Here is an 11,956-nt window from a genome sequence, read left to right on the forward strand (position 1 = left end):
GCTCGCGAAGGGGCCATCACTGACGACTCAGGTCGCCGAGCGAATACTGTTGATCAACGACTGCAACGAATACCCCAACCGCGGCGCCAGCGCTTCAGCCCGGGCCGTCAGTGCCTGCATGTCCAGCTCCTGATCGAGGTCCGCCGGCACAATCAGAATCACATTGCCCTCCTTCACCGGCAGCTCCCAATAATGCCGGTGATACAGCCCGCGCAACAACGCCGCGCCCAGAGGCTTGCCGTCATCGGTGGCCCACTGGTTGATCACCAGCCAACCACCCGGATTCAGACGCTTCTGGCAGTCGCCGAGAAAACTCCAGGCCAGATGCCCGACACCCGGACCGACATCGGTATACAGGTCGACAAAAATCAGATCCGCCGGCTCAGCCGTCGGCAGTAACTCCAGCGCATCGCCAACACGGATGTACAGCCGCGGATCATCGTCCAGGCCAAGGTATTCGATGGCCAGGCGCGGCACATCCGGACGCAGTTCAATGGCTTCGACATCTTCCAGCGGCAGGAACTTGAGGCAGGCCTGGGTCAATGTACCGGCGCCGAGCCCGAGAAACAGCGCGCTCTCCGGCTGCTCGTGGCACAACGCACCGATTAGCATCGCGCGGGTGTAATCGTATTCTAGCCAGCTCGGGTCGGCGGTGAACACGCAGCTCTGCTCGATCGCATCGCCGAACTCGAGAAAGCGGTAATCGGCCACTTCCAGCACGCGAATCACGCCGAACTCATCCTGTACTTCGGCGAGCAGATGCTCGACGCGCTCCTCAGTCATTTCGTCTCCTGATGGTCACCGGGCGCGGTGACGCGATGGCACCGCTGTGGCGCCGTGGCAAAGCGGCGATTGTCGGCGATGGGGCGGGAGCAGGTCACGTACTAATTGCTGCTACCATGGGCTTCCCGTGCGTAGAACCAATTAGAGACCGTGATGAGCCAACCGTGGAGTCCTGATAGCTGGCGCGCCCTGCCGATCCAGCAACAACCCCAATATCCTGACGCGGCGCATCTGCGCCAGGTCGAGCAGACGCTAGCCAGTTATCCGCCACTGGTGTTTGCCGGCGAAGCGCGCGAACTGCGCCGCCAGTTTGCCGAAGTCACCCAGGGCCGGGCATTCCTGCTACAGGGCGGTGATTGCGCGGAAAGTTTTGCCGAATTCTCCGCTGCGAAGATTCGCGACACGTTCAAAGTGTTACTGCAAATGGCGATCGTCATGACCTTCGCCGCTGGCTGCCCGGTGGTCAAGGTCGGGCGCATGGCCGGTCAGTTTGCCAAACCGCGCTCGGCCAACGACGAGACCATCGACGGCGTGACGCTGCCGGCTTACCGGGGCGACATCGTCAACGGCATCGGCTTCGACGAAAAGAGCCGCGTGCCGGATCCAGAGCGCCTGCTGCAGTCCTATCACCAGTCCACCGCGACCCTGAACCTGCTGCGCGCGTTTGCCCAGGGCGGTTTTGCCGACCTGCACCAAGTGCACAAGTGGAACCTCGATTTCATCGCCAACTCGGCGCTGGCAGAAAAATACAGTCACCTCGCCGACCGCATCGATGAAACCCTGGCATTCATGCGCGCCTGCGGCATGGACAGCTCGCCGCAACTGCGCGAAACCAGCTTCTTCACCGCCCACGAAGCACTGCTGCTGAACTACGAAGAAGCCTTCGTGCGCCGCGACAGCCTGACCAACGATTACTACGATTGCTCGGCGCACATGCTGTGGATCGGTGACCGTACTCGTCAGCTCGACGGCGCGCATGTCGAATTCCTGCGCGGGGTGAACAACCCGATCGGCGTCAAAGTTGGCCCAAGCATGGATCCCGATGACCTGATCCGCCTGATCGACGCGCTCAACCCGGACAACGATCCGGGGCGCCTCAACCTGATTGCGCGGATGGGCGCGAACAAGGTGGGCGATCACCTGCCGGCGCTGATCCGCGCGGTGCAGCGCGAAGGCAAGCAAGTGCTGTGGAGTTCCGACCCGATGCACGGCAACACCATCAAGGCCAGCAGCGGCTACAAGACCCGCGACTTCGCGCAGATCCTTGGCGAGGTTAAACAGTTCTTCCAGGTGCACGAGGCGGAAGGCAGTTATGCCGGCGGCATTCACATCGAGATGACCGGGCAGAATGTCACCGAGTGCATCGGTGGTGCGCGGCCGATTACTGAAGATGGCTTGTCGGATCGCTATCACACGCACTGTGATCCACGGATGAATGCTGACCAGTCGCTGGAGTTGGCGTTTTTGATTGCCGAGACGCTGAAACAAGTCCGCCGCTAGACCGCGTCGCCCCCTTCGCGAGCAAGCTCGCTCCCACATAGATTTGGTGTACGACACAGATCCAGTGTGGGAGCGAGCTTGCTCGCGAAGGGGCCAACTCAGTCACCACCGATCTCGGCCAATGCCACCCGCAACCGCGCCGCACTCTCGCGCTGACAATTCAACTGCACCCGCGCCAGCCCCAACCAATCCGCCATCCGCCGCAGATTCTCCGCCAGCGCCAGCATCCCCTGCTCATCCAGCCCCGGCGCTTCCTCGTGCAGCGCATGCACCGCCAACTGCCCCGCCGCCCGCTCAGCCCGCAAATCCACCCGCGCAGCAATCCGCTCGTTGTGCAAAAACGGCAACACGTAATAGCCGTAAACCCGTTTGTCCTGTGGCGTATAAATCTCCAGCCGATAGCGAAAATCGAACAAGCGCTCAGTCCGGCTACGCTCCCAGATCAACGAATCAAAGGGCGACAGCAGCGCACTGGCCATGACCTTGCGCGGGACGCTCGGCTCCGGCAGGCAATAGGCGATTTGCCGCCAACCGGCAACCTCGCACATCTGCAATTGCCCGGCCTCGACCAGTTCCGCGAGACGTGGCCGCGCATCCGCCGGATTCAGGCGAAAGTAATCACGCAGGTCTTTTTCAGTACCGACACCCAAGGCCTGTGCCGCGTGCAATAGCAGGCCACGTTGCGCTTCGGCTTCATCAGGCAACGCCTGTTGCAGGATCGATGAAGGGATCACCCGCTCCGGCAAATCATACAAACGCTCAAAACCACGCCGCCCCGCCACCGTCACTTCACCCGCCGCGAACAGCCACTCCAGCGCATGCTTTTCCGCGCTCCAGTCCCACCACGGCCCGGCCTTGTCTGCACGGGTTGAAAGGCTGCCGGCGCCCAACGCGCCCTGCTCTTCCACCGAACTCAAGACCCGACGCACCACGTCCTGCTGCTCGCGACCGAATCTGGCCAGTTGCTGATAAATATCCTCGCCACGCCTGGCCCGCTGCATGCGCCAGCCCAGCAACGGATACATCGACATCGGCAGCAACGAGGCTTCGTGTCCCCAGTATTCGAACAACGTGCGACGTCGCCCCGAACTCCAGGCAGCCTGGTCGAGCAAATCGGAAGAATAGGAGCCGAGACGGGAAAACAGCGGCAGGTAGTGCGAGCGCACCACGGCGTTGACGGAGTCGATTTGCAGCAAACCCAGCCTTTCGATCAGCCGGTTGACGTGTGGCGCCTTGACGGTCGGCGGCTGGCGCCCGTTGAACCCTTGGGCAGCCAGCGCCAGTCGTCGCGCCTGTTTGAGGGAAAAGGCCAGAGTCGCGGGCATGAGCATCTCCTTGTCTGCTCGCAACCTACCTCACTGGAAGAGGGTTTGTGTAGCGTTCTGCTCATCATTTATGCAGCGGGTCATTTATGCATCGGATCATCCCAGAACGGCCGCACGGACTCGTGTTCAACGTCGGCACGACTGACGCCGATGTCTTTCAACGCTTCGTCGCTCAGACTGGCAAGCAGCTCGCGTTCACGGTGCAATTCGTACCAGCGGCTAAACTTGTGCAGCAGGTCGGAAACGAGATGGCCGTGGCCGGAAAATTTTGCGTCGTCTACATACTCTCTTTGACCTTTCATCGTGTTGCCTCCTTTGTGGATGGCTCAAGTCTCGCGCCGGCGCTAAGATCAATCCAACGAATGTTTCTGATGGCATGCATCACGGAGATTCATCAATTGTCGGCCTACCCCAGTATCGATACCGATGTCCTGCGCACCTTTGTCGCGATTGCCGATCAGGGCGGTTTCACCCGCGCCGGCGAAATGGTCAACCGCACGCAGTCGGCGGTGAGCATGCAGATGAAGCGTCTGGAAGAAGACGTGTTGCAGCGGCAGTTGTTTGAGCGCGACGGACGCCAGGTGCGCCTGACCGCTGAAGGCCAGGTGCTGCTCGGATACGCGCGGCGCATCCTCAAGCTGCACAGCGAAGTGTTCAACACCTTGCGCGAGCCGCACATGGTCGGCACCGTGCGCATCGGCACGCCGGATGACTACGTGATGCGTTTTCTGCCGGGGATCCTGTCGCGGTTTGCGCAGTTCTATCCACTGATCCAGATCGAAGTGCATTGCGAATCGACCAAACAACTGTTGCAGCGTACTGACCTGGATTTGTCGATCGTCACCCGTGAACCGGGCAACGAAATCGGTCAGTTGCTGCGCAAGGAACGTTTTGTCTGGGCCGAGGCGCAGAATTTCAGCGCCCACGAACAAACGCCACTACCTCTGGCGATGTTCAACAGTGATTGTTTCTGCCGCTTGTGGGCGTGTAACGCACTGGATGCGATGGGCCGCGAATACCGCATCGCATATAACAGCACCAGCCTCTCGGCGTTGATGGCAGTGGTGAGCGCGGGTCTGGCGATCACCGCGCAACTGGAAAGCCTGATCACCCCGGACATGCGCATTCTCGGCGCCGCCGAAGATCTGCCACTGTTGCCCGAGGCCAGCATCATGCTGATCCGCAACCTGAACAATCCGTCGCCGATCACCGAGTGCCTGGCCGAGCATATCGTCGAAGGTTTTAAACTTTAAACGCGAGCATCACCGCACACAGCACCAGGAAACCGCAGAACAGCCCGCGCAGAAGCTTTTCCGGCATGGCGTGGGCAACTTTCACCCCCCAACTGATGCTCGCCAGACCGCCGATGGCCAGCGGCAGGCCGATCATCCAGTCCACTTCGTGATGTACCGCGTAGGTCACCAGGGTCACGCCGGTGCTTGGCAACGCCAGCGCCAGCGACAAGCCCTGAGCGACCACTTGCGTGGTGCCGAAGAGGCTGGTCAGCACCGGCGTTGCCACCACGGCACCGCCGACACCGAACAAGCCGCCCATGGTTCCGGACGCCGCACCGAGAACGCCGAGCCAAGGCCAGGAATAGCGCATCTCGGAAGTCGCGGCGGGTTGCTTGCCGAACATCTTCAGCAGGTTGTACGCCGAGAGCACCACCAGGAAAGCGACAAAACCGATGCGCATGGTTTGCGCATCGATACCCACCGCCCAGATCGAACCGATCCACGCAAAGCAAAAACCCATCAGCGCCAAGGGCAACGCATGCCGCAGTTCGATGCGATTGCGCTGGTGATAGCGCCACAGCGCCAGCATCACGTTCGGCACCACCATGACCAGCGCGGTGCCTTGGGCAATCTGCTGATCGAGGCCGAACCACACACCAAGCAACGGGATAGCAATCAAGCCGCCGCCGATGCCGAAAATGCCGCCAAGTGTGCCAAGCGCGGCGCCGAACAGCAGGTACAACAAAAACTCCATCACAGCTCAATTCCTCTTACGTCAGGCGATTCATCCTACGCAGTCGTGGCTGGCGGGGAAACGCACAGCAACGCACAATGGCTATGCTGATTTCGCACAAGCGTGAATTCTTATGAACCCCAACCAACTGACTGAACAATTAGGGCTGTTTCTCGATGTGCTGGAGAGTGGCAGTTTTTCCGCCGCCTCGCGCCGTCATCCGCTGACACCTTCGGCCGTTGCGCGACGGATCGACAGCCTGGAAAGCGCCGTCGGCAGCCAGTTATTTATACGCAGCACCCACGCCGTCAGAGCCACACCCGCCGGTCTGGCGTTTGCCGAACGTGCCCGGCGCATTGTCGCCGAGTTGCAACTGGCGCGGGCCGAAGCCGTGTCCTTGAGCAGCGCGCCGGAGGGCTTGATTCGCATCGACGCCCCCGCCGCGTTCGGGCGACGGCATCTGGCACCGGTGATCGCCGACTTTCTCGTCCTCTACCCGGGGCTGGATGTGCAGTTGCACTTGATCGACAGTTTCGTCGACATGGGCGGCTCGAACCTGGGCAAGGTTGACCTGGTGCTGCGTGCCGGGCAAATGGCTGACACGCGATTGGTGGCGACGCCTTTGGCGAGCATGGTGCGCATAGCCTGTGCCAGTCCTGACTATCTCAAACGCCGGGGTGTGCCCGGCAGTCCGGCGCAACTTGGCGAGCATGACGGTCTGGACTGGGAAGGCCTCGCCCCGCCCTTCGCCTGGCGGTTCGAGCAGGACGGCCAGATGCACTTGCACCGCCCGGCGCGCATCCGCATGAGCGCCAACAATGCCGAAGCGCTGGTGTGTGGGGCTTTGGCGGGATTAGGGATTGCGCATTTGCCGACCTGGCTGGCGAGCGAATACCTGCTGCGCGGTGAACTGGTCCCGCTGTTCTGCGAGAACGGTCTGCCGGCCCCGGAATCCACCGGCATCTACGCACTGCGCATGGAACAGCAAACCAACTCGCGCAGCCGCTTGTTGCTTGAATACCTCAAGACCCGTTTCAGTCCAGTGCCGCCGTGGGATCTGGCGCTGCAACGAGATCTCGACCGCCATTAGATCCGGAGAATTATCTGGCGCATTAAAGATTCGAGCGCTAGATTCATGACCATCACCGAACAAGGCTTTGACATGACTTCCCAACGCGACACCTGCGACGACCTGCTGCTGGATAACCAGGCCTGCTTCGCCCTGCATTCCACTTCGCTGATGATGACCAAGGTCTACAAACCGCTGCTGCAAGCCTTGAACCTGACCTATCCGCAGTACCTGGCGATGATGGTGTTGTGGGAGAAGGATGGATTGACGGTCGGAGAAATCAGCTCGCGGTTGCTGACCGATCCTGGCTCGCTGACGCCACTGCTCAAGCGTCTGGAAGGCGAAGGGTTGCTCAGCCGCACGCGCAGTCGTGAGGATGAGCGGGTAGTGATTGTCGAGTTGACCGAGCAAGGCCGAGCGCTGAAAGAAAAAGCCGAGACCGTTCCGCAATGCATCCTCGGCGCCAGCGGCTTCACTCTGGAACGGCTGCAAAAGCTGCAAGCGGAGTTGCAGGCGCTGCGTAGCCATCTACAGAACAGCCTGATCTAAAGCCAATACTGTCCCCCTGTGGGAGCGAGCCTGCTCGCGAATGCGGTCTGTCAGCCGACTGATTTGTTGCATGAGAGATCCTATTCGCGAGCAGGCTCGCTCCCACATGGATTTCATCGTCAGCGAAATATTTTCAACACCTGACGTACCGCGCAATCCGCTCTAAATCAAGCCTTACAGCCCGCCCCCAATAACCATCTTTTTGTCGAAACGCAGATTTTTCAAAAATTTATCTTGCGCGCAAAATATTTGAGCGATACATTCATCTGGCACTTACTTAGCGCGCAAACAATTAGCGCATAAAATCACACTCAACGAGGCTCACACCATGCAAACTCTCTACACTGCAATCGCAACCTCCACTGGCGGCCGTGACGGTCGTGCGGTCTCCAGCGACAACATCCTCGACGTCAAGCTCGCCACTCCGAAAGAACTCGGCGGTGCCGGCGGCGCGGCAACCAACCCTGAGCAGCTGTTCGCTGCCGGCTACTCGGCCTGCTTCATCGGCGCACTGAAATTCGTCGCCAGCCAGACCAAACGCAAAATCCCTGACGACGCCTCGATCACCGCCCACGTCGGTATCGGCCAGATCCCTGGCGGTTTCGGTCTGGACATCGACCTGCACATCAGCCTGCCAGGCCTGGAACAAGCCGATGCGCAAGCGCTGGTCGACGCCGCTCACCAGGTTTGCCCGTACTCCAACGCCACCCGTGGCAACGTCGATGTACGTCTGCACACCACCGTCTGAAACCGGACACAACCCCCCTGTGGGAGCGAGCCTGCTCGCGAAGGCGCCCTGTCAGTCAACATTTCATTGAACGACGCCCCGCATTCGCGAGCAGCCTCGCTCCCACAGGAGTCGGTGGTTAATGAGAAATCGCAGGCACAAAAAAGCCCGACTCAATGGTCGGGCTTTTTCTTTCCGCAAAAACCAGTGCTTATTTGGCACGGCCTTTGTAGGAACCGCCTTCGCGGGTGTCGATTTCGATCTTGTCACCGATTTCGATGAAGTCAGCAACTTGCAGCTCAGTACCGTTGGCCAGCTTGGCTGGCTTCATGACCTTGCCGGAAGTGTCGCCACGAGCCGAACCTTCGGTGTAGTCAACTACGCGCACGATGGTGGTCGGCAGCTCTACGGAAACCAGACGCTCTTCGAAGAAGATCGCTTCGCAAACATCGGTCATGCCTTCTTCAACGAAAGGCAGAACAGCTTCGATGTCTTCAGCGTTCAGCTCGTACATGGTGTAGTCAGTGGTGTCCATGAACGTGTAGGTGTCGCCGCTGATGAAGGACAGGGTCGCTTCTTTGCGGTCGAGGATTACGTCGTCCAGTTTGTCGTCAGCGCTGTAAACGATCTCGGTCTTGTAACCGGTCAGCAGGTTTTTCAGCTTGGTCTTCATGATCGCGCTGTTACGGCCCGACTTGGTGAATTCAGCTTTCTGAACCAGCCAAGGATCGTTCTCGAGACGGATCACGGTACCGGGTTTCAGTTCTTTACCAGTTTTCATTGCGAATATCCGAATTTGGATGGGATTTACAAAAATCTAGGCCGCGTATCATATCCAATTTAGGTAAAACTGTACCAGCGCTGCGGCAAGATCGGCCTGCAAGCCTTGTTCCAGACACCACGCTTCGGCATTTTCCTGCAGTTCTGGCCAATGATTGCGGACTTCGAGCCAGTGTTCACCGATGGGCTGACCGGCGCTCCAGGCTCGCCACAGACCGTTCATCGCCTCGGCAGCGGCCGGTGACAGACCTTTTGTGTAAAGCGCGAGGAAGGCATCAAGCTTGTCCAGATGGATGTCTTCGTCCTGCTGATAGATGTGCCAGAGCATCGGCCGCCCCGCCCACTGCGCCCGCACGAACGAGTCCTCACCACGCACCGCGTTGAAATCACAGCACCAGAGCAACTGATCGTATTGATCCTGACGGACGAACGGCAACACCTGCACAGTCAAAGACTGCCGCACATTAATCTCGCCCACCGTCAGGGCTTCCACCCCGAGCCAGCGCGCCACGTCGCCAAGAATCCGCCCCTCCGGCACCAACAGGTGAGTCGGCGCAGCGTCCGCCGCCAAAACGTCCAGCCAACTGGCCAGCCCGGCATTCTCGTAGGCAAACAACGAAATCAGCTGGGCGTCAGACGCAGGAGCGATCCCGAGACCTTGCAGGAATTGCCGTTGAGCTTCGGCATCCTGTTGAAACTGCCGACGCTGCTCGAGCAAGCCGCGCTCACGCAACAGCCCGCCAGTGCCTGGCTGGAATCCGGGAAAGAAAAAGAACTTCTGCACCGATTTGTATTTGACCGACGGCAAGCCGTGACAACCAATCACCCAGTCTTCGGCGCTGAGATAGTCGAGGTTCATCCACAGTGGCGGCTGCTCGCGCGCAGCCATCGCGTCCATGTAGTCAGTGGGCAACTGACAGGCGAACGCTGCAATCACCACATCCGCCGCCTCTGTGTGCACCCAGTCAGCCGGCCAGTACCGCACTTCGACGCCTTGTTGCGATTGCTGTGCGGCGTTGATATCAATCGCCGGGCAAATGCGTTCGAAGGCGCGCAGATCATCGACCCACAAGCGCACCGCCAAACCATGCTCAGCCACCAATTGCCGAGCCAGACGCCAGGTCACGCCGATGTCGCCAAAGTTGTCGACCACGGTGCAAAAAATATCCCAGCGGGGTTTCAATTGCGGCATTCAAGACTCCCGTTGGCAAAAGCTGCGATTGTCCGCATAAATCACCTCGCGCAGAAGAGCCGACGGCGATTAATCTTCGTGCGACAATCGCCACTTGCCCGCAATCATCCGCCAGGAGGCAGCCATGCCCTATCGCCCCAATCCGCGTCGCCCGTTGCCTGTTCAGCTTAGCGCGCTGCATTTGACCGGCAGCATTGCCTTGGGCATGTGGCTGGGCTTTGTCGCCATTGCGCTGACCTGCTGGCTGCTATCGCACTTTTTGTTCAAGGAGCAATTGGCACCGGTTGCGCAAGCGGTGCAGCAACTGGCCAATCCACCGGCCGTGCAGGTGCAACCGGACATTCCGCCGCCGAGCCCGCAGTTCCAGCAGTACGAAGAAAACCTGCGCAAGAACGAACAACAGGCACGTCTGGATCAGGCACGCGGCAGCACGCGTAACCTGTCCAATCCGAAGTGCCAGTTCTGGCTGCAACAGGATCAGACGGCCCCGAGCGAGAAAAGCCGCGCCAACGTTTTGCAATTCTGCGATTGATCATGAACAAGCACATCGTCCACCAACTGATTCTCGACAAACTGCGCATCGACCTCGACATCGCCGAACGCGCCGCGCAAACCGCTTACGAAACCGCGACGCACGAAGAAAACATCGCCGAGAACAAGTACGACACGCTGGGTCTGGAAGCGTCGTATCTGGCAGCCGGGCAAGCAAAACGGGTCGAGGAAATCCGTCAGTCTTTGGCGTTGTGCCAGAACCTGACGCTGCGGGCCTACGATGAAAACCGTGGTATCGAAGTCGGTGCCCTGCTCGGCCTGGAGGACGAAAAGGGTCGCGAGCAATGGCTGTTTCTGGCGCCGGATGCAGCAGGCCTGAAAGTCGATGTGGTCGGTCAGCCGATTACCGTCATCACTCCGCGCTCGCCGCTGGGCAAAGGTCTGCTGGGCAAGTGCGAAGGTGATGAGGTGGAGATTCTGGTGGCGGGCACTCGGCAACAGTTTGCTGTCACCGAGGTACTCTGAGGCAACTGATCAGTGAACGGGTAGCTCGACGCCGTCGAACAGCTCTTCCAGTTCCTGCTTGTTGTGGCACTGAATGGCTTTGGCCATGACTTCGCGAGTCAGATGCGGGGCGAACTTCTCGATGAAGTCGCACATGAAGCCGCGCAGGAAAGTACCGCGACGGAAACCGATCTTGGTCACGCTCGATTCGAACAATTCACTGGCATCCAGCACCACCAGATCGTTGTCGAGCTTGGTGTCGACTGCCATTTTAGCGACGATGCCCACGCCCAGACCCAGACGCACGTAAGTCTTGATCACGTCGGCGTCGGCGGCGGTGAACACCACTTTCGGCGTCAGGCCGCGATGGCTGAAGGCTTCGTCGAGTTTCGAACGGCCGGTGAAACCGAACACGTAAGTCACGATCGGGTATTCGGCCAGCGCTTCCAGAGTCAGCTTTGGCAACTTGGTCAACGGATGGCCCTGCGGTACGACCACGCAACGATTCCAGCGGTAGCACGGCATCATCACCAGATCGCCGAACAGCTCCAGCGCTTCGGTGGCGATGGCAAAATCCACAGTGCCATCAGCGGCCATTTCGGCGATCTGCATCGGCGAACCCTGGTGCATGTGCAGCGCCACGTCCGGGTATTGCTTGATGAAATTGCTGATCACCGGCGGCAGTGCATAACGTGCCTGGGTGTGGGTGGTGGCGATCGACAGGGTGCCTTTCTTCTCGTTGGAGAATTCCTGGGCGATCTGCTTGATGCTTTCGACCTTGCGCAGAATCTCACCGGCGGTGGTGATGATGCGCTCGCCGGCCGGGGTCACGCGGGTCAGGTGTTTGCCGCTGCGGGCAAACACTTCGACACCGAGTTCGTCTTCCAGCAGGCGGATTTGTTTACTGATGCCCGGTTGCGAGGTGTAAAGGCTTTGGGCTGTAGCGGAAACGTTGAGGTCGTGGTGCGCCACTTCCCAGATGTAGCGCAATTGTTGAAGCTTCATATGAATCCCTCAAAGCAGGTAGACGCCACGGGCATCAGCGACGGTATATAACTATATTAATG

General features: G+C 59.6%; 14 protein-coding genes. 7 read left to right on the forward strand and 7 right to left on the reverse strand.

Annotated features, from left to right (window positions below):
* Positions 1-27 precede the first annotated feature (27 nt).
* Complete coding sequence (locus tag BMY54_RS17940) at positions 28-783, reverse strand: spermidine synthase (RefSeq protein ID WP_093435149.1); 756 nt, start codon at positions 781-783, stop codon at positions 28-30.
* Positions 784-936: 153 nt separating this feature from the next.
* On the opposite strand from BMY54_RS17940, the gene BMY54_RS17945 reads away from it, so the two are divergent.
* Complete coding sequence (locus tag BMY54_RS17945) at positions 937-2,283, forward strand: class II 3-deoxy-7-phosphoheptulonate synthase (RefSeq protein WP_093435151.1); 1,347 nt, start codon at positions 937-939, stop codon at positions 2,281-2,283.
* Positions 2,284-2,381: 98 nt separating this feature from the next.
* Here BMY54_RS17945 and BMY54_RS17950 read toward each other — a convergent pair whose 3' ends face one another.
* Both BMY54_RS17950 and BMY54_RS17955 read right to left on the reverse strand, forming a co-directional pair.
* Positions 2,382-3,608, reverse strand: a complete 1,227-nt coding sequence (locus BMY54_RS17950) for a winged helix-turn-helix domain-containing protein (protein WP_093435153.1) — start codon at positions 3,606-3,608, stop codon at positions 2,382-2,384.
* Between the two features lie 80 nt (positions 3,609-3,688).
* Positions 3,689-3,910: a DUF1127 domain-containing protein gene (locus BMY54_RS17955; RefSeq protein WP_093435156.1), complete on the reverse strand. Its 222-nt coding sequence runs from the start codon at positions 3,908-3,910 to the stop codon at positions 3,689-3,691.
* Positions 3,911-4,006: 96 nt separating this feature from the next.
* On the opposite strand from BMY54_RS17955, the gene BMY54_RS17960 reads away from it, so the two are divergent.
* Complete coding sequence (locus tag BMY54_RS17960; RefSeq protein WP_007908606.1) at positions 4,007-4,861, forward strand: LysR substrate-binding domain-containing protein; 855 nt, start codon at positions 4,007-4,009, stop codon at positions 4,859-4,861.
* On the opposite strand, the gene BMY54_RS17965 is transcribed toward BMY54_RS17960, so the two are convergent.
* Complete coding sequence (locus BMY54_RS17965; RefSeq protein ID WP_175559623.1) at positions 4,851-5,600, reverse strand: sulfite exporter TauE/SafE family protein; 750 nt, start codon at positions 5,598-5,600, stop codon at positions 4,851-4,853. The genes BMY54_RS17960 and BMY54_RS17965 overlap by 11 nt on opposite strands.
* Positions 5,601-5,709: 109 nt before the next feature.
* On the opposite strand from BMY54_RS17965, the gene BMY54_RS17970 reads away from it, so the two are divergent.
* The 3 genes from BMY54_RS17970 to BMY54_RS17980 all read left to right on the forward strand — a co-directional run bounded on the left by BMY54_RS17970 (position 5,710) and on the right by BMY54_RS17980 (position 7,942).
* Positions 5,710-6,666, forward strand: coding sequence for a LysR family transcriptional regulator (locus tag BMY54_RS17970; protein WP_093435162.1), 957 nt, complete (start codon positions 5,710-5,712; stop codon positions 6,664-6,666).
* Between the two features lie 72 nt (positions 6,667-6,738).
* Positions 6,739-7,194 (forward strand): MarR family winged helix-turn-helix transcriptional regulator, encoded by a 456-nt coding sequence (locus tag BMY54_RS17975; RefSeq protein WP_175559624.1) that lies wholly within the window; start codon positions 6,739-6,741, stop codon positions 7,192-7,194.
* A 328-nt stretch (positions 7,195-7,522) separates the two neighbouring features.
* Positions 7,523-7,942, forward strand: a complete 420-nt coding sequence (locus BMY54_RS17980; protein WP_093435168.1) for an organic hydroperoxide resistance protein — start codon at positions 7,523-7,525, stop codon at positions 7,940-7,942.
* A gap of 190 nt (positions 7,943-8,132) precedes the next feature.
* Here BMY54_RS17980 and BMY54_RS17985 read toward each other — a convergent pair whose 3' ends face one another.
* A complete protein-coding gene (locus BMY54_RS17985; RefSeq protein ID WP_007908599.1) occupies positions 8,133-8,702 on the reverse strand; it encodes an elongation factor P in 570 nt (189 codons plus the stop codon).
* 48 nt (positions 8,703-8,750) lie between these two features.
* The gene (gene earP / locus BMY54_RS17990) at positions 8,751-9,893 is read right to left on the reverse strand and encodes an elongation factor P maturation arginine rhamnosyltransferase EarP (RefSeq protein ID WP_093435171.1); all 1,143 of its coding nucleotides are present in this window, start codon (positions 9,891-9,893) and stop codon (positions 8,751-8,753) included.
* A 124-nt stretch (positions 9,894-10,017) separates the two neighbouring features.
* Between earP and BMY54_RS17995 the strand changes: the two genes are divergently transcribed.
* Together BMY54_RS17995 and BMY54_RS18000 are read left to right on the forward strand one after the other, a co-directional pair.
* Positions 10,018-10,425: a hypothetical protein gene (locus BMY54_RS17995; RefSeq protein ID WP_093435173.1), complete on the forward strand. Its 408-nt coding sequence runs from the start codon at positions 10,018-10,020 to the stop codon at positions 10,423-10,425.
* Between the two features lie 2 nt (positions 10,426-10,427).
* Positions 10,428-10,910 (forward strand): GreA/GreB family elongation factor, encoded by a 483-nt coding sequence (locus BMY54_RS18000; protein ID WP_034155245.1) that lies wholly within the window; start codon positions 10,428-10,430, stop codon positions 10,908-10,910.
* 9 nt (positions 10,911-10,919) lie between these two features.
* On the opposite strand, the gene cysB is transcribed toward BMY54_RS18000, so the two are convergent.
* Positions 10,920-11,894: an HTH-type transcriptional regulator CysB gene (gene cysB, locus BMY54_RS18005; RefSeq protein ID WP_003183769.1), complete on the reverse strand. Its 975-nt coding sequence runs from the start codon at positions 11,892-11,894 to the stop codon at positions 10,920-10,922.
* Positions 11,895-11,956 lie beyond the last annotated feature (62 nt).

It is taken from the genome of Pseudomonas sp. ok266 (assembly GCF_900110195.1).
Taxonomy (GTDB): domain Bacteria; phylum Pseudomonadota; class Gammaproteobacteria; order Pseudomonadales; family Pseudomonadaceae; genus Aquipseudomonas; species Aquipseudomonas neuropathica.

Bases quoted from the DNA above. Each gene is read 5' to 3' on its own strand.
- BMY54_RS17940 (WP_093435149.1), bottom strand. From the start codon at position 783: ATGACTGAGGAGCGCGTCGAGCATCTGCTCGCCGAAGTACAGGATGAG.
- BMY54_RS17945 (WP_093435151.1), top strand. From the start codon at position 937: ATGAGCCAACCGTGGAGTCCTGATAGCTGGCGCGCCCTGCCGATCCAG.
- BMY54_RS17950 (WP_093435153.1), bottom strand. From the start codon at position 3,608: ATGCCCGCGACTCTGGCCTTTTCCCTCAAACAGGCGCGACGACTGGCG.
- BMY54_RS17955 (WP_093435156.1), bottom strand. From the start codon at position 3,910: ATGAAAGGTCAAAGAGAGTATGTAGACGACGCAAAATTTTCCGGCCAC.
- BMY54_RS17970 (WP_093435162.1), top strand. From the start codon at position 5,710: ATGAACCCCAACCAACTGACTGAACAATTAGGGCTGTTTCTCGATGTG.
- BMY54_RS17975 (WP_175559624.1), top strand. From the start codon at position 6,739: ATGACTTCCCAACGCGACACCTGCGACGACCTGCTGCTGGATAACCAG.
- BMY54_RS17980 (WP_093435168.1), top strand. From the start codon at position 7,523: ATGCAAACTCTCTACACTGCAATCGCAACCTCCACTGGCGGCCGTGAC.
- BMY54_RS17985 (WP_007908599.1), bottom strand. From the start codon at position 8,702: ATGAAAACTGGTAAAGAACTGAAACCCGGTACCGTGATCCGTCTCGAG.
- earP (WP_093435171.1), bottom strand. From the start codon at position 9,893: ATGCCGCAATTGAAACCCCGCTGGGATATTTTTTGCACCGTGGTCGAC.
- BMY54_RS17995 (WP_093435173.1), top strand. From the start codon at position 10,018: ATGCCCTATCGCCCCAATCCGCGTCGCCCGTTGCCTGTTCAGCTTAGC.
- BMY54_RS18000 (WP_034155245.1), top strand. From the start codon at position 10,428: ATGAACAAGCACATCGTCCACCAACTGATTCTCGACAAACTGCGCATC.
- cysB (WP_003183769.1), bottom strand. From the start codon at position 11,894: ATGAAGCTTCAACAATTGCGCTACATCTGGGAAGTGGCGCACCACGAC.